The sequence below is a fragment of the Kitasatospora sp. NPDC093550 genome (genome assembly GCF_044764985.1).
Taxonomy (GTDB): Bacteria; Actinomycetota; Actinomycetes; order Streptomycetales; family Streptomycetaceae; genus Kitasatospora.
The window spans coordinates 259,361-274,896 of the sequence record NZ_JBIWJF010000001.1 but is presented as its reverse complement, the minus strand read 5'-3'; the positions used below and the strand labels follow the sequence as shown (position 1 = coordinate 274,896).

Sequence of the window (15,536 nt, the reverse complement as noted above, 5' to 3'; positions counted from 1 at the left end):
GGGGTGGAGTTGGCTCCTCCGACGGGTCCCATCCTGGTCCGGGGGCCGTGGTCGGGGACCCTGCCGTTCGGCCAGTCCGACCTGTCCGAACGGCCAGGCGGATCCGGTCGCGTCCGGACTAGGCTCGACGACATGGATGGTGCGGACGGCGTGGACGGGACGAGCGGCGTGAGCAGGACGAGCGGCGCGAACGGCACGGGCGGCACGGACGAGAGGTGGCGGGAGTCCTGGGGCCGACCGCAGGACGCCCTGGCGCGGGCCGTCGAGGTGCTGCGCACACCGCGGCCGGAGCTCCTGATCCACCTCTCCCGGACGCTCCACACGCTCGTCCCGCACGTGGCGGTCGCCCAGCTCAGCGGCGTCTGCACCCACTCCCCCACCCACGCCCACGGCCTGCCCGAGCTGACCGAGGGGGTCAGCGGCCTGGAGCTGTCCCGGCTGGCCGAGCGCACCACCGCGACCACCGCGGCCGGCCGGCCCTGGCAGGGCGAGGCCGAACTCGCGGGCCGTACCCGGCCGGTGGTGGTCGTCGCGGCCGACCCGGCCCGCAGCACCGACCCCGTCGGCAGCAACGAATCCGACAACAGCACCGACCCCAGCGACGGCACCGGCTCCACCACCGGCCCCGACGACGACAGCACCCCCGGCACCGCACCGGTCGGCGGCACCGCACAGACCGGCAACGGTGCCGTGCTGGTGCTCGTCCGGGAGAACGCCGACCCGGTGGCGCCCGGTGCGCTCGCCGTCCTGCAGCAGCTGTGGGAGCTGGTCGTCGCCCACTCCGACCACCGCGCCACCGACGCCGGACCCAAGTACGCCGCGGCCTCCCGCGCCTCGGCCAACGCCCGCGCCCGGGCGATCGCCGAGTTCACCGGCACCCACAGCGCGGCGCTGAGCGCGATCCTGGCGCCGCTGCGCTCGACCGACCTGGACGACGCGACCGCGCGCCGCAGCGCCACCGAGCTGGCCGTCACCGCCCTGCTCGACCCGCGCCGCGGCGCCGAGCTGGACCGTACGCTCAGCGAGGAGCCGGCCGACGCCGCCTTCGCCCGTCTCGTCCGGGAGCTGCGCCCGCTGCTGCGCCACACCCGGGTCCGGCTGGACGCGGCGCCCCCGGCCGAGGCCGGCCGGAGCGTGCCGGCGGACGCCGCGCACACCGTCCGCGACGCCGTCCGGGCGGCCGTGCTGCTGATGCTGGAGCAGGAGAAGCCGTCCCGGCTGCACGTGAGTTGGCAGTTCACCCGGGACGACGCGCTGCGGGCGGTAGTGCGCGGCGACGGCCTCGGCGTGCTGGCCGTCGACGCGCTCACCGTCCACCGCACCGCCGATCGCGTCGCCGCCCTCGGCGGCCGCTGCGCGGTCGAGGCCGTCTCCGGCTGGGGCACGACGGTGACGGTCGACCTGCCGCTCACCCTCCCCGAGCCCGCCCTCGCCACCGACCCCCTGGACGGCCTCCAGCCACGGGAGCTGGAGGTGCTCGACCAGCTCGCCCGGGGCCGCCGCAACCGGGACATCGCGGCGGAGCTGCACATCAGCGAGTCGACGGTGAAGTTCCACGTCGCCAACATCCTGGCCAAGTTGGGCGTGGCCTCGCGCGGCGAGGCGGCGGCCCTGGCACACCGCGCCGGGATGCCGGGCGGGGCGATGGGCCTGCGCGTGGCGTCCTGAGCCCGCGCCCGTCGCGCGGCGCCACCCGTGGCCCGGCGCCACCGGCCGCCCCGTCCCGTCGCCCGCCATCCGCCATCCGCCGCCCGGGCCGCTCAGCCCAGGCTGACCAGCCGCGCCCCGCCGTCCGCCTCGATGACGGTGCCGGTGAGGTTCGCATTGGTCGCGGCCAGCACCACGACCTCGGCGATGTCCTCGGCGGTGGCGATCCGCCGGGCCGGCAGCCGCTCGGCGGCCTGGGCGAAGTAGGCCCGTCGTGCCTCCTCGGGCAGTCCGCTCCACCAGGGCGTGTCCACCAGTCCCGGCGAGACGCCGTTGACCCGGACCGGCGCCAGCTCCGCCGCCAGCGGCTTGACCAGGGCCTCAACGGCGCCGTTGATCGCCGCGATGCCGGCCGTCCCCGGGATGCCGGACCGGGCGGTGGTCGCGCCGATCAGGGTGATCGATCCGGTGGGCGCGAGGTGCGGCAGGGCGGCCTGGACGGTGGTGATGTGTCCCCAGAACTTGGCGTCGAACGCGCGGCGCAGCACGTCCAGGTCCAGGTCGGCGATCGGTCCGGGCCCCTCGCTGCCGCTGAGCGCGACGACCAGCCAGTCGATCCCCCCGGGCCGCCCGACCGCCTCGACGACCGCGGCGATCTCGGCCCGCTCGCCGCCGTCGGCCCGGTGGCCGGTGAGCTCCGGGTCGGATTCGGCCAGGGCCGCCAGCTTCGCCGCGTCGCGACCGACGACATGGACGTCCGCTCCGAGCCGCTGCAGTCGGCGAGCGGTGGCCAGCCCGATGCCGGAGGTTCCGCCGACGACCAGTGCGGTGTGCTTGTTCACGAGCTCTCATCTCCCCGATGACGGACTTCCGGCCCGGTGCCGGAGCCTGTGTCGAACCTCGATGCCGATGTGTCATGACGAAACCGTCGACGCCGAACCGCCCACGTCGGAGTGCGCACGTGGGAGTGCCCGCGTGGGAGTGCCCGCGCCGAACCGCCCACGTGGGAGTGCCCATGACGGGCCCTCACGCCGGCCCCACAATTTCGAACCGCGACGTCTCGTCTCGAATTACGGTAGCGTGGCAGCCGTGACCGAGCAACGAGCAGAATCCCCCCGCCCCGGCCGCAGGCGCAGCGAGGAGAGCCGGCTGGCGATCCTGACCGCCGCCTTCCAGCTCCTCGGCGAGGTCGGCTACGCGGCCCTGACCATCGAGGGGATCGCGACCCGCTCGGGCACCGGGAAGCAGACCATCTACCGCTGGTGGCCCGGCAAGGCCGACGTGCTGCTGGACGCGCTCGCCACCAAGGCCGACCTGTACGTGCCCGTCCCCGACACCGGCAGCCACCCCGCCGATCTGCGGGCGTTCCTGCGCGCCAGCATGGCGCTCGGCCGCCGCCCCGAGGTCGCCGCCGGACTGCGCGCCCTGATGGCGGAGGCCCAGGTCGACCCGGCCTTCGGCGAGCGGTTCCGCGCCTCCTTCCTGCAGCCCCGCCGCGAGGCGCTCGGCACCCTGCTCGACCGCGCCCGGCTGCGCGGCGAACTACCGCCCGGCCTGTCCGTCGGCACCGCCATCGACCTCGTCTTCGGCGTCGTCTGGTACCGACTGCTCGCCACCGGCCAGGAGTTCGACGACCGGCTCGTCGAGGAACTGCTCGGCGTGCTGACCCGCGACGGAGCCTGAGACACCTCGACACCACCCGACGCGACAGGAGCCCCGATGACCCCGCCCCGGACGATCCTCATCACCGGCGCCACCGACGGCCTCGGCCGCGCCCTCGCCCACCGGCTCGCCGCCGAGGGCCACACCCTCCTCCTGCACGGCCGCGACCGGCAGCGGCTCGACCGTACGGCCGAGGAGCTCCGCGCCGCACACGGCGTCGACCGCCCCGCCACCCTGCTCGCCGACCTGGCCGACCTGGCCCGGGTGCGCGCCCTGGCGGCCGAGGTCCGCACCGTCACCGACCGGTTGGACGTGCTGGTCAACAACGCCGGCATCGGCTCCGGCGAACCCGACGGCCGCACCCGCCGCACCAGCGTCGACGGGTACGAACTCCGGTTCGCCGTGAACCACTTGGCCGGGTTCCTGCTCGCGCTCGAACTCCTGCCCCTGCTGCGCGCCTCCGCCCCGGCCCGGATCGTGAACGTCGCCTCCGCCGGACAGCAGGCCGTCGACTTCGACGACCTCATGCTGGAGCGGGACTACGACGGCATCCGCGCCTACTGCCGGAGCAAACTCGCCCAGATCACCACCGGGTTCGAGCTCGCCGCACGCCTGCCGGCCGCCGAGGTCACCGTCAACAGCCTCCACCCGGCGACGTTCATGCCCACCAAGATGGTGCTGCGCGAGCTCGGGCACCACGTCGACAGCCTGGAGGACGGCGTCGCCGCCACTCACCGGCTGGTCACCGACCCCGCCCTCGCCGGGGTCACCGGCCGCTACTACGACCGGACCCGCGAGGCCAGGGCCGACGCCCAGGCCTACGACCCGCAGGCCCGCGCCGAGCTCTGGCGGCGCAGCCTGCGGCTCGTCGGGCACCCCGGTTTCTGACAACTCCCCGTGGAGAGAGGCGACATGACCGACCCCACCGACCCCACCGACCCCGCAGACCCCGGCGACACCACCGACCCCGCGCACCAGCCGGACACCTGGGACCCCACCACCCCCGGCCTCCTGCGACTGCCCTCCGGCCGCCTCCTGCGCGGCCGCGGCCTCAGCCGTCCGCTGCCGCCCGGCCCACAACCCGCCTTCGGTCTCTACCTGGTGGGCCGGCCGCCGCAGGGCGTCGGATGGCCGCACCGCTGGGTGCGCTGGCCCGACTTCCGGCTGCCCGCCGACCGCGCCGACGCCGCCGACGCCTTCCGGGAGGCCTGGGAGCGCGCCGCCACCGAGCGCGTCGAACTCGCCTGCGCGGGCGGACGCGGCCGCACGGGTACCGCGCTCGCCTGCATCGCCGTCCTGGACGGCGTCCCGGCCGCGGAGGCGGTCGACTACGTGCGGGAGCACTACAGCCGGCACGCCGTCGAGACGCCCTGGCAACGGAAGTTCGTGGAGCGGTCGGGTCAGCCGAGGGCCTAACCTGGTCGGCATGGGTGGGGATCCAGAGGTCTCGGCGGTCAACCGCGTCTCCGTCGGCACGATCACCGGCGACGTCTACCAGGCCGGGACGATCAACCTGACGAGCGGTGCCGGCGAGCCGGGGGTGAGCGCCGAGTCGATGGCCGCCGCCCGCGCCGCGTACGCCCGCAGGGTCCGGGAGACGTACGGCCGGCTGGACCTGGAGGTGCTCACCCCGCTCTCCGAGCAGGGCGAGCACCCGGTGGTGGAGCTGCGCGAGGTGTTCGTCACCCCGCAGGTGCGGGAGGACCCGCCGCCGGTGGAGCTGCCCCGGGAACTGGTCCAACGGCTGCTCGCCAGTGGTGAGTTCACGGACGTGGACGAGGCACTCCCGCCCGGTCTCGCCCAGTCCGCCGTCGAGCAGCTGCGCGACGACTACCTGGACCGCCCGACCGAGGACGCGCTGTCCGTCCTGACCGGGTCACGCGGCCGACGGGTCGTCCTGCTCGGCGACCCCGGTTCGGGCAAGTCGACGCTCGCCCGTTACCTGGCCCTCGCCCTCCTCCACGGGAGTGCCGGACCGCTCGCCCCGCTGGACGGCCTGGTCCCGCTGGTGGTCGAACTGCGCCAGTACGCCGAAGGGCAGTGGCGCGAGCGCACCTTCGAGGACTTCCTGGACCACCGCCACCACGTCGCCGGGATGTCCCTCCCCGGGCCCGAGCTGCGCCGACTCCTCGACGAGGGCCGGGTGGTGATCGTCTTCGACGGTCTCGACGAGGTCTTCGACCCGGGGGTCCGCGCCGCCACCGCCGAGCGGATCGCCGCCTTCGCGGCCCGCTACGACCGGGTGCGGGTCGTCGTCACCTCCCGGGTCATCGGCTACCAGCGCGCGGCCCTCGGCGGCGCCGGCTTCACCCACGTCATGCTGCAGGACCTCGACCCCGGCCGGATCGCCGACTTCGCCCGCCGCTGGTACGCGATCGCCTGCCCGGCGGATCCGGAACTCGCCGCCCGCCTGGTCGAACGCATCACCGGCGCGGTGGAGGCCTCCCGGCCGATCCGTGAACTCGCCGGGAACCCGCTGCTGTTGACCATCCTCGCCATCATCGGTCGGCGCCAGACCCTGCCCAGGGACCGCCGGGGCGTCTACGAGCACGCCGTCCGCGTCCTCGTCGCCCACTGGGACCGCGACACCAAGTACCTGCGCACGCCGCTGAAGCCGGGCGCCGCCGAGGCCATCGACCTCCTCGACGACCGCGAGCGCATGGAACTGCTGCGCCTCCTCGCCCGCCGGATGCAGGAGGGCACCGGCGGCATCGCGGGCAACCACATCCACGCGGAGGAGCTGGAGGCCGTCTTCCGGGACTACTTCGCCCAGTTCGGCCTCCCGCCCCACCAGTGCCTCACGGCCGCCCGCGCCCTGCGCGACCAGCTGCGCGAGCGCAACTTCATCCTGGCCCGGTACGGCGGCGAGGTGTACGGCTTCGTGCACCGGGCGTTCCTGGAGCACCTGGCGGCGGACGACATCGTCCACCGCTACACGATGCGGCGCGAGTGGACGCCGGAAGGCCTGATCGAGGAGGTCTTCGCGGAACGGGCGGACGATCCCGCCTGGCACGAGGTGCTGCTGCTGGTGGTCAACCAGCTGAGCGAAGCGGACGCGGGACGGGTGATCGACCACCTGCTCGACCGGGGCGACGAGGCCTCGCTGGTCCTGGCGATCGGTTCCTTGGCCGAGGTGCGGAAGATCGGGCTGCTGCGCGACCGGAGCGACCGCGCGGTCGACGCCCTCATCGCCCGGCTGTCGGGGCGTACCGACTTCGCGTTCCGGGCCGACACGCTCCTCGCGGCGCTGTCGGTCCTGGCGGCGACCTCCGCCTGGACGGGGCGCGACCGCTACCTCCGGTGGTTCCACCTGCGGGGTCAGTTCCTCTCCTCGGGCAGTGTCAGGACGGCCGTGGCGGTCACCTTCCACACGTCCATCAAGGCCTCGATCGCCCTCGCCGCCTTCGGGTTCGCCGACACCCGGCACTCCGCGATCCCCGCGCTGGCCCGGCGGTGGAGCTCCCACCCCGACATCGTGCCCTCCCTGCTGGCCCTCGCGACCGACCCGCTCTCCGATCTGTCCCGGTCCAAGGTGATGGCCGAACTGGTCGCCAGGTGGCCCGATCACCCGGACGTCCTGCCGCTGCTGCCGGATGCCGAGCAGCTCCTCGCCTCGCCACTGTTCGGGGAGGACAAGGCGATCGTGGGGGTGCGCCACCTCCTGTGGCGGGAGGAGCCGGGCGATCCGGCCGTGCTGCTGGACCTCGCCGCCGACGGAGAGACGGGTTCGGTGCGGGCCGACGCCCTCAAGCGGCTCTCCGAGGCGTGGTCCGCCCACCCCGGAGCACTCCCCGTGTTCCTCGACCGCGCCGTGGGCGACCTGCAGAACGGTGTCCGGGAGATGGCGGTCATCGGACTGGCCCGCTGGTGGGCGGACGACCCCGCCGTCCAGTCGGTCCTGCGCGACCGGGCCGCGCACGACCGCAGCCCCAACACCCGCCGCCGGGCCCTGGAGGGGCTCGCCGCCGTGGACGCCGGGGGCCCCGAGACCGCGGCGTTGCTGACCCGGACCGCGACCGGCGCCGAGAACTCGCAGGTGCGGCTGAAGGCGCTGAACCTGCTGGCGGAGTACCGGGGTTGGCACCGGGAGACGGCCCCGGTCCTGCGCGACCGCATCGTGGCGGATCCCGACCACGCGGTCCGGGCCGCGGCGCTCAGCCACTTCGCGGTGCTCGTCCCCGACGACGCCGAGGCCGTCATCCGGGCCCGGGCCGCCGACGATCCCGGCCGGAGTGTGCGCCGCCAGGCGCTGACCATGCTCGCCTGGCAATGGCCCGACCGTCCCGCGACCTCCGCCGCGCTGGAGCGCGCGGCGGCCGCGGACCCCGATGAGTACGTCCGCGACGCCGCCCGGTCGGGTCTCGCGGCCGTCGCCCACCTCACCTCCGCCTCCTGAGCCGCAGCACCTCCTCCAGCGGCACGCCGCCCTCCGCCCAAGCCGCCAGCCTCGCCCGGTCCATCCAGTGGACGGCGTGGCGGTCGCCCCAGGCCATGGCGTCCCTGGTGAGGCCGCCGTTGGTGACCACGACCGCCAGGTCCGCGCCGTGGGCCGGGCCGGCGGTGCCCTTCACCTGGTACATCACCTGCACGCCGACCTTGGCCGCGACCTTGGTGTGCTTGGCCTGCAGGACGATCCGGCCGAGGTGCGGGTGGTGACCGATGACGTCGGCCGCCTGGTCGCCGTGCTGCCCGACCTTGCGCGCGCTCCAGCCGTCGCGGACGAGCAGGTCGCGCAGCGCGTACTCGAAGGCCTGGTCGTCCATGGCGTCGACGGTGGCCAGCGGGATCCGCAGGGCGGCGAGCCTACGGGTGCGGGCCCGGTCGAGGGCGGGGCCGCGGGCGGCGGAGAGCAGGCAGGCGACGGCCACCGCGGCGAGGAACACCCAGGACCGCAGCAGCGCCTGGGTCACGCCGACGACGAGCACCGCCGCCGCGACCGCCACCAGGGCCGCGCCGATCCGCTCCCCCGGCCCGCGCGGGCGGCGCACCACACGGGAGGGGCGGGCCGGACGGCCGGGGCGCCCAGGCCGTCCGGCCATCAGGGTGCGCCGATCGCGCCGCCGGGCCCGGTCGTGGTCGCGGCCGGGGCGGGCGGCGGCGCGGCGGGCGGGGTGTCGGAGAAGCCGACGAAGTGCGCCCAGAGCCAGAACGCCGCGGCCGCCCCGGCGATGAGCCAGCCGCTGCCCTTGGCCCCGGCCGAGCCGCCGGGCGCCGGCCGGCGGCGAAAGTGTGCCCGGACGAAGACCCGGTCGTCGTGGTTCGCCACTGCGCCTCCCGAGCGGGGCCCGGCGCCCGGTGCGCCGGCGTGCCCGCCCCTCGGATGTAGCAGTGGGTGTTCGGCACACGCACGACCGCCCGTCCCGGAACCGGCCACCCGACACTCCGGCGGGCCTGCGGCGGGCGGGCCCGAGGAGGGCCGCTGAGCTGCGCCGACGGTGCGCGGGCAGGTTGGCGCGAACGGGCCCGGCTCGTACGGGTGGGGGTCGGGGCGCCCGTGCGCCGTTCACTCCGCCCGCTCCTCCCGCAGGGGCGTGAGGTCGGCCGGCTCGCGCGCCAGGGTGAAGCGCTGCGGTGCACCCGGCTCCTCGGGCCGCCAGCCGGCGGCGAGGCCGGCACGGACCAGGTCGGCGGTCAGGGCGGGGGTGACGGGGGCGAGGTGGAAGACCTCGGCGATGCGGTCGGCGGGCGCGGTCAGCAGGACGCCGTAGTGGAGCCAGGGGTCGTCGAAGCGGCGGAGGACCTCCAGCGGGCGACCGGGGCGGCGGGAGGGACCGGGGCGGCCGGAGGGGCTGGAGGGGCCGGGGATGTCGAGCCAGACGCACACCACCACGTGCTCGCTGTCACGGAAGCGGACGACCCAGCGGTAGTCGCGGCCGTCGACGTGGATCCTGCGCGGTGTCCTCGGGGCCATCCGGACACCGTACGCCCCATGCCCCCGGGCCGGGTCGCGTCGCGGAACGGGACTCTTCGCCGACCGGGTCAGAGGTCCCAGGCCTGGCCGGCGGCCCAGCTCTCCAGCGACTGCCACTCGATGTCCGGGTGGGCGGCGTGCAGGGCGTCGGTGTCGATGTCGAGGCCGGGCTCCTGGAAGTAGCGGAACATCGCGGCCAGGTCCTCGGAGTAGGTCTCGACGACGGCCAGCGGCACCTCCTCGCAGCGGATCGGGCGTCCGCTGGCGGCGGTGATGGCGGCGGCGATCTGCTCACCGGTGCACCACTGGGAGGCGATGTCGATGCGGCGGCCGCTGTACGCCGCGGGGTGGGCGAGGACGTGGGCGGCGAAGGCTCCGATGGTCTCGGCGGAGATCACGGCGATCGGGACGCCGGGCGGCATCGGGAGGTGGAAGACGCCCTCGCGCAGGGACTCGAGGGTCCAGTCGTTGGCGTAGTTGTCCAGGAAGGCGGCCGGGCCGATGACGGTCCAGGGCAGGTCGAGGCCGGCCAGGTGCTGTTCGATACGCTGCTTGGTGTCGAAGTGCGGGATGCCGGTGGAGCGGTCGGCGTTGGTGGCGGAAGTGAAGAGCACGTGCCGCACGCCGGTGGTGGCCGCCGCGTCGAGCAGGGCGGTGCCCTGCCGGACCTCGGTGTCGAGGTCGGTCCCGAACGGGGTGGACATCGCGAACAGCGCGCCCGCGCCGTCCAGGGCGGCGGTCAGCGAGGCCCGGTCGTCGAAGTCGGCGCGGACCACCTCGGCGCCGAGGGCGGCGAGTTCGGTGGCGGCGGGGGAGGTGGTGTCGCGGGTGAGGGCTCGGACCCGGCGGCCGGCGCGCAGCAGGGCGCGGGCGGTGGCGCCGCCCTGGGCGCCGGTGGCGCCGGTGACGGCGACGGGGAGGTCGACTGGGAGGTCGGCGCGGGAGTCCGCGGGGAAGTCCGTGGAGAGCTCGGAGGGAGCCGAAGCGGGAAGCCCGGTTATCTGCGTCATGCAGGCAACCTAGACAGCAATCCCTGCGTCACGCAACTATTTATCGGGCGGCCGGTTACCCTTCCCCCATGACGACCCGCGACGAACTGATGGCGCAGCTGTGGCCGGTCTCGCGCCGCTACCTGGCCTCCTACGTGCTGTTCAACCAGGCCGTCGCCGACCACCTGGGCATGCACCCCACCGACGTCCAGTGCCTCAACCTGCTCACCCTGGAGGACGGCCCGGTCACCACCGGCCGGATCGCCGAGCTGACCGGGCTCACCAGCGGCTCCGCCACCCGGCTGGTGGACCGGCTGGAGAAGGCCGGCCTGGTCGCCCGCCGGCGCGACGAGGCCGACCGCCGCCGGGTCCTGGTCGCCGTCCTCCCGGAGGCCCTGGAACGCTTCGGCGCGGTGTGGCGCAGCCTGGGCGCGGACTGGGCGGCCGTCTTCACCGACGACAGCGAGGACGAACTCGCCTTCCTGCTGCGGCACATGAAGCGCACGGTGGAGCTCAGTCACCGCCAGATCGCCCGCCTGGCGGGGGACGAGCCGCTCACCCCTTCCTAGGTCTTGCGCAGGTCCGGCGCCGGAGCCCCGATCAGCAGCCGCCGCACCGCGTCCCAGGCCGTTCGCAGGGCGGCGGCGCAGGCGCGGGTGTCGGAGCCGAGCAGGCGCAGCCAGGCGCCGCTGTCCTGGGGGAGCACGCTGACGCCGTGGAGCAGGCCGGAGCCGGCCAGCGCCTCGTGCAGCGTGTCCGCGACCTGCCCGGGCGGGGCGAGCGGGGTGAGGACGTAGAGGCTGGACATCACGTCGTGGCCGGCCAGCACGGCCGGGCCGGTGACTCCGGTGGCGGTGCTGGAGGGCTCCAGCCGTACCGTGTCCAGGGCGACCAACTCGCCGTCGGGCCGGCGCACTTCGAGGTCGGAGGCGAACACCCGGTAGGCGTTGCGCTCGCCGCGCGCCAGACGGCCGGCGAGCACGGTCTCCCCGGCCAGGACGGTCGCACCCGGGTCGACGGTCAGGACGGTGCGCTGGTAGAGGCGGGAGTCGACGAAGGGGATCACCGGCTCGGGCAGGTACTCGACGTAGGCGCCCGGGCCGGCCGTCAGGTGGAACAGCTGGGTCGCGTAGTCGTGCTCCATCCGGTAGGCCTTGGTGGCCGCCTGGGTGGTGAGGTGGACGGCCGCGTCGGCGCCGCACCGGACGTCCGTCCGCAGCCGGTCGGCCTGCAGGATGCCGCCGCCGGTGGACAGCAGGAAGGTGACGGCGAGGTCGGGACGGGCCGGGTCGAAGTGCAGCGGGCGCATGATCTGCAGCGGCGACTTCTGGTAGTGGCCGGTGAGTTCGGTGCGTCCGCCGATCCGTTCGAAGGCCAGCTCCAGCAGTCCGACCTTGCCGGGGCGCCCGACCGCGAGGGTGTCGGGCGTCCCGGCGTACCGGCGGACCTGGTACGGGACGCGGGCCGGCTCGTAGTGCCGGGGGTCGAGCCGGGGCACCGCCGCCGCGTGCATCGCCGCCGCCGGCGGCGCCTCCCTCGGCAGCGCCCCAGCCCCTGCCTCAGCCCCCGCCCCTACCTCCGCCTCCGCCTCCGCCTCCGCCTCCGCCGGCAACGCGGGAACCGTCACGCCGGAACCTTCCGGAAGGTCGCCAGGAAGGCCGCGATCTCCTCCAGCCCCTCCCCCGTCAGGCAGTTGGTGAGCACCACCGGCCCGCCCTCACGGACCCGGCGGGCGTCGGACTCCATGATGCCGAGGTCGGTGCGGACGTACTGGGCGATGTCGATCTTGTTGATGACCAGCAGGTCCGACTCGGTGATGCCCGGGCCGCGCTTGCGGGGCATCTTCTCGCCCTCGGCGGTGTCGAGGACGAAGAGGAAGAGGTCCACCAGCACCGGGCTGAAGGTCAGCGTGAGGTTGTCGCCGCCGGACTCGAACAGCAGGGTGTCGACGTCCGGGAAGCGCTCCAGGAGTTCGGCGCCGGCCGCGAGGTTCATCGTCGGGTCGTCCCGGACGGCGGTGTGCGGGCAGGCGCCGGTCTCCACGCCGACCACCCGCTCGGGGTCCAGCACCCCGGCCAAGGCTCGGCGCACGTGCTGGGCGTCCTCCTGGGTGTAGATGTCGTTGGTGATCACGGCGGGGCGGTGGCCGCTCGCGATCAGCACCGGGACGAGCGCCTCGATCAGCGCGGTCTTGCCGGAGCCCACCGGCCCGCCGATGCCCACGCGGAGCACGTTGTCGGTCAATTCTCCTCCTTGGTCATGGACTTGTCCGTGGAACCCGCACGACGGGGGCGGGTTCAGGTCGCGAACAGCCGGGCCTCGGCCCGTTCGTGCCGTCCGGACATCGCGTCGGCGACCGGGACGCAGCCGCCGAGGTCCGCCGACTCCCGTTCCAGCGCGGCCGCCACCACCTCCCGGATGACCGGCGCGGCGGCCCGCAGCACCACCTGCGCCTTGCGGTGGTCGGTGAGCCGCAGCCGCAGCGCCGCCCCCACGAAGCTGGTGCAGAAGGCGAACAGGTCGCCGGTGACGGCCTGTTCGACGGGGACGGCCGCCGAGGCGTAGGCCACGCCGGCGGCGACCGCCTGGCAGCCGGGGGCACGCTTGTCCGCGACCAGGGCCGCGTACCGTTCCAGCGGCTCGCCGCCCAGCGACTCCCGGGCGATGTCCAGGAGTTGGCGTCCGGTCCGGGTGGCGGCCAGCCGCAGCTCGCGGTTGAGCTTGGTGGCGTGCAGCCGCCGGTCGGTCTCGGCGAGCAGCTCCCAGTCCCCCGCCGAGGCGGCCCGGTGGGCGAGCGCGAGCGCGGTGGCGTCGGACGGTCCGACGCCGTGCCGCAGCAGGTCGGCGAGCAGCCCGGGCAGGGTGTCGGGGGTGACGGCCTTGGCCTGCGCGTAGCCCTCCAGGCCGTGCGAGAGGGTGTAGAAGCCGCTGGGGAAGGCGGAGTCGGTCAACTGGAGGCAGACCAGCAGGGCGTCCAGCCCGCGCTCACCCGTTTCCGTCCCGCGCTCCCCCGTGCGCGGATCGGCCTCCCCGGCGTTCGGCCCGCCCTCCCCCACGTTCGCATCGGCCTTCCCGACGACCGGACCGGCCTTCCCCACGTCCGCTTCGGCGCTCACCCGAAGAGCACCGTTCACGCGAGGTAGAACAGGTGGTTGAGCGGCAGTTCGCGGGCCGGTTCGATGGTGGCGGGTTCGCCGTCCAGGGTGACCTTGTACGTCTCCGGGTCGACCGCGATCTTCGGCAGCGCGTCGTTGCGGACCATGTGCTGCTTGCCCACCGACCGGCACCGCCGCACCGGCAGCACCCGGCTCTCCAGCCCGAGGTCGGCCGGCACGCCGAGGTCCACCGCGGCCTGGGACATGAAGGACACCCGGGTGGCCTGCCGGGCCCGCCCGTGGGCGCCGAACATCGGGCGGTAGTAGACCGGTTGCGGGGTGGGCAGGGAGGCGTTCGGGTCGCCCATCAGCGCCCAGTTGATCGCGCCGCCCTTGATCACCATCTTGGGCTTGGCGGCGAAGGAGTTGATCGGCCAGAGCACGATGTCGGCGAGCTTGCCGGGCTCCAGCGAGCCGATGTGGTCGGCGGTGCCGGAGGCGACGGCCGGGTTGATGGTGAGCTTGGCGAGGTAGCGCAGCACCCGGACGTTGTCGTGGCGTTCGCTGTCGCCGTTGAGCTTGCCGCGCTGGTCCTTGCAGTGGTGGGCGGTCTGGAAGGCACGGGTGAAGGTCTCCCCGATGCGGCCCATCGCCTGCGAGTCGGAGGAGAAGATCGAGATGACGCCCTCGTCGTGCAGCACGGTCTCGGCGGCGATGGTCTCGGCGCGCACCCGGGAGTCGGCGAAGGAGACGTCCTCGGGGATGTCGTGGCTGAGGTGGTGGCAGACCATCACCATGTCCAGCAGTTCGTCGACCGAGTTGACGGTGTAGGGCAGCGTCGGGTTGGTGGAGGACGGCAGGACGTTGGGCTCGCCCGCGATCCGCATGATGTCGGGGGCGTGGCCGCCGCCCGCGCCCTCGGTGTGGAAGGTGTGGATGGTGCGGCCGTCGATCGCGGACAGGGTGTCCTCGAAGTAGCCGGACTCGTTGAGGGTGTCCGTGTGGATGGCCACCTGGACGTCGTACTCGTCGGCGACGCCCAGCGCGCTGTCGATCGCGGCCGGGGTGCTGCCCCAGTCCTCGTGCACCTTGAGCCCGCACACGCCCGCCTCGACCTGCTCGCGCAGGGCGCCAGGCAGCGAGCCGTTGCCCTTGCCGAGCAGCCCGACGTTGACCGGCAGGTCCTCCACCGCCTGGTACATCCGGCCGATGTTCCACGGGCCGGGCGTGCAGGTGGTGCCCTTGCTGCCGTCGGAGGGGCCGGTGCCGCCGCCGATCAGGGTGGTGATGCCGTTGCTGAGCGCCTCCTGCACCTGCTGCGGCGAGATGAAGTGGATGTGGGTGTCGATGCCGCCGGCGGTGGCGATCAGGTGCTCCCCGGAGATCACGTCGGTGCCGGGGCCGATCACCAGCTGCGGGTGCACCCCGCTCTGGGTGTGCGGGTTGCCGGCCTTGCCGATGGCGGTGATGAAGCCGTCCTTGACGCCGATGTCGCCCTTGACGACGCCGAGCACCGGGTCCATCACGACCACGTTGGTGATGACCAGGTCGAGCGCGCCCTGGGCGGAGGTGGCGGCCGGGTCCTGGGCCATGCCGTCGCGGATGCCCTTGCCGCCGCCGTAGACGGCCTCGTCGCCGTAGTGGCCCTGGTTGAAGTCCCGTTCGACCTCGACCACGAGGTTGGTGTCGGCGAGGTGGAAGCGGTCGCCGACGGTGGGGCCGAACAGGTCGGTGTACTGCTTGCGGGGGAGGATGGCCATCAGTGGTCGCCTTCCTGGCGGGTCTCCGTGGGGGAGAGGGTCTCCGTGGGGGAGCCCTGGGGCCGGTCTTCCTTGAGGTCGAGGTTGGTGCCCTTGAAGCCGCGGGCGATCGCCCGGTCGATGGCACGGGCGCGGGTGGCGGGGGCGGTGAGGCCGCCGTCCACCAGGTTGCTGAAACCGACCAGTCGGCGGTGACCGCCGAACTCGGTGAGCGTGACGTCCCTGGTGTCGCCGGGCTCGAAGCGGACGGCGGTGCCGGCCGGGATGTCCAGGTGCTTTCCGAAGGCGGCGTTGCGGTCGAAGTCGAGGGCCCGGTTGGCCTCGAAGAAGTGGAAGTGCGAACCGACCTGGATCGCCCGGTCCCCGGTGTTGCTGACCGTGACGGTGGCCTTGGCGCGCCCGGCGTTGATCTCCACCGGGTCCTCGCCGTACAGGTATGCGGCGCCACCGGACATGGCTGGCCTTCCTCTCT

Annotated in this window: 16 protein-coding genes; 6 read left to right on the top strand and 10 right to left on the bottom strand. The window is 74.2% G+C overall.

From position 1 onward, the window contains the following. The first annotated feature begins 132 nt into the window (after positions 1-132). Positions 133-1,668: a LuxR C-terminal-related transcriptional regulator gene (locus ACIRD3_RS01165; protein WP_402209678.1), complete on the top strand. Its 1,536-nt coding sequence runs from the start codon at positions 133-135 to the stop codon at positions 1,666-1,668. A 92-nt stretch (positions 1,669-1,760) separates the two neighbouring features. On the opposite strand, the gene ACIRD3_RS01160 is transcribed toward ACIRD3_RS01165, so the two are convergent. Then, positions 1,761-2,489, bottom strand: a complete 729-nt coding sequence (locus tag ACIRD3_RS01160) for an SDR family oxidoreductase (RefSeq protein WP_402209675.1) — start codon at positions 2,487-2,489, stop codon at positions 1,761-1,763. 247 nt (positions 2,490-2,736) lie between these two features. On the opposite strand from ACIRD3_RS01160, the gene ACIRD3_RS01155 reads away from it, so the two are divergent. The 4 genes from ACIRD3_RS01155 to ACIRD3_RS01140 are packed head-to-tail and all read left to right on the top strand — an operon-like array spanning position 2,737 to position 7,705. Continuing rightward, positions 2,737-3,330, top strand: a complete 594-nt coding sequence (locus ACIRD3_RS01155) for a TetR/AcrR family transcriptional regulator (RefSeq protein WP_402209672.1) — start codon at positions 2,737-2,739, stop codon at positions 3,328-3,330. A gap of 36 nt (positions 3,331-3,366) precedes the next feature. Beyond that, positions 3,367-4,197 carry an SDR family NAD(P)-dependent oxidoreductase gene (locus tag ACIRD3_RS01150; protein WP_402209669.1) on the top strand — a complete coding sequence of 277 codons (831 nt, stop codon included), beginning with the start codon at positions 3,367-3,369 and terminating at the stop codon, positions 4,195-4,197. Between the two features lie 24 nt (positions 4,198-4,221). Continuing rightward, positions 4,222-4,725 (top strand): protein phosphatase, encoded by a 504-nt coding sequence (locus tag ACIRD3_RS01145; RefSeq protein WP_402209667.1) that lies wholly within the window; start codon positions 4,222-4,224, stop codon positions 4,723-4,725. Between the two features lie 10 nt (positions 4,726-4,735). Beyond that, the gene (locus ACIRD3_RS01140) at positions 4,736-7,705 is read left to right on the top strand and encodes an NACHT domain-containing protein (RefSeq protein WP_402209665.1); all 2,970 of its coding nucleotides are present in this window, start codon (positions 4,736-4,738) and stop codon (positions 7,703-7,705) included. Here the strand turns inward: ACIRD3_RS01140 and ACIRD3_RS01135 are convergent. The 4 genes from ACIRD3_RS01135 to ACIRD3_RS01120 all read right to left on the bottom strand — a co-directional run bounded on the left by ACIRD3_RS01135 (position 7,689) and on the right by ACIRD3_RS01120 (position 10,230). Next, positions 7,689-8,348, bottom strand: coding sequence for a restriction endonuclease (locus ACIRD3_RS01135; RefSeq protein WP_402209662.1), 660 nt, complete (start codon positions 8,346-8,348; stop codon positions 7,689-7,691). The two genes, ACIRD3_RS01140 and ACIRD3_RS01135, sit on opposite strands and share 17 nt — an antisense overlap. After that, positions 8,348-8,575 carry a hypothetical protein gene (locus tag ACIRD3_RS01130; protein ID WP_402209659.1) on the bottom strand — a complete coding sequence of 76 codons (228 nt, stop codon included), beginning with the start codon at positions 8,573-8,575 and terminating at the stop codon, positions 8,348-8,350. Before ACIRD3_RS01130 ends, ACIRD3_RS01135 begins: the two co-directional genes overlap by 1 nt. Before the next feature lie 237 nt (positions 8,576-8,812). After that, positions 8,813-9,220, bottom strand: a complete 408-nt coding sequence (locus tag ACIRD3_RS01125; RefSeq protein ID WP_402209656.1) for a hypothetical protein — start codon at positions 9,218-9,220, stop codon at positions 8,813-8,815. A gap of 68 nt (positions 9,221-9,288) precedes the next feature. Then, on the bottom strand, positions 9,289-10,230 hold the full coding sequence (locus tag ACIRD3_RS01120; RefSeq protein WP_402209653.1) for an NmrA/HSCARG family protein: 942 nt from the start codon (positions 10,228-10,230) through the stop codon (positions 9,289-9,291). 68 nt (positions 10,231-10,298) lie between these two features. Here ACIRD3_RS01120 and ACIRD3_RS01115 point away from each other — a divergent pair, with 68 nt between their 5' ends. Beyond that, positions 10,299-10,778, top strand: a complete 480-nt coding sequence (locus tag ACIRD3_RS01115) for a MarR family winged helix-turn-helix transcriptional regulator (protein WP_402209650.1) — start codon at positions 10,299-10,301, stop codon at positions 10,776-10,778. Here the strand turns inward: ACIRD3_RS01115 and ACIRD3_RS01110 are convergent. From ACIRD3_RS01110 to ACIRD3_RS01090, 5 genes are all read right to left on the bottom strand, one after another. Next, positions 10,775-11,722, bottom strand: coding sequence for an urease accessory protein UreD (locus ACIRD3_RS01110; protein ID WP_402210736.1), 948 nt, complete (start codon positions 11,720-11,722; stop codon positions 10,775-10,777). The two genes, ACIRD3_RS01115 and ACIRD3_RS01110, sit on opposite strands and share 4 nt — an antisense overlap. 110 nt (positions 11,723-11,832) lie before the next feature. Next, positions 11,833-12,453, bottom strand: coding sequence for an urease accessory protein UreG (ureG, locus tag ACIRD3_RS01105; RefSeq protein WP_402209648.1), 621 nt, complete (start codon positions 12,451-12,453; stop codon positions 11,833-11,835). A gap of 53 nt (positions 12,454-12,506) precedes the next feature. After that, positions 12,507-13,187: an urease accessory protein UreF gene (locus tag ACIRD3_RS01100; protein ID WP_402210733.1), complete on the bottom strand. Its 681-nt coding sequence runs from the start codon at positions 13,185-13,187 to the stop codon at positions 12,507-12,509. A 152-nt stretch (positions 13,188-13,339) separates the two neighbouring features. Beyond that, the gene (ureC, locus tag ACIRD3_RS01095) at positions 13,340-15,064 is read right to left on the bottom strand and encodes an urease subunit alpha (protein WP_402209645.1); all 1,725 of its coding nucleotides are present in this window, start codon (positions 15,062-15,064) and stop codon (positions 13,340-13,342) included. Further along, positions 15,064-15,519, bottom strand: coding sequence for an urease subunit beta (locus ACIRD3_RS01090; protein ID WP_402209642.1), 456 nt, complete (start codon positions 15,517-15,519; stop codon positions 15,064-15,066). Before ACIRD3_RS01090 ends, ureC begins: the two co-directional genes overlap by 1 nt. Positions 15,520-15,536: the final 17 nt, after the last annotated feature.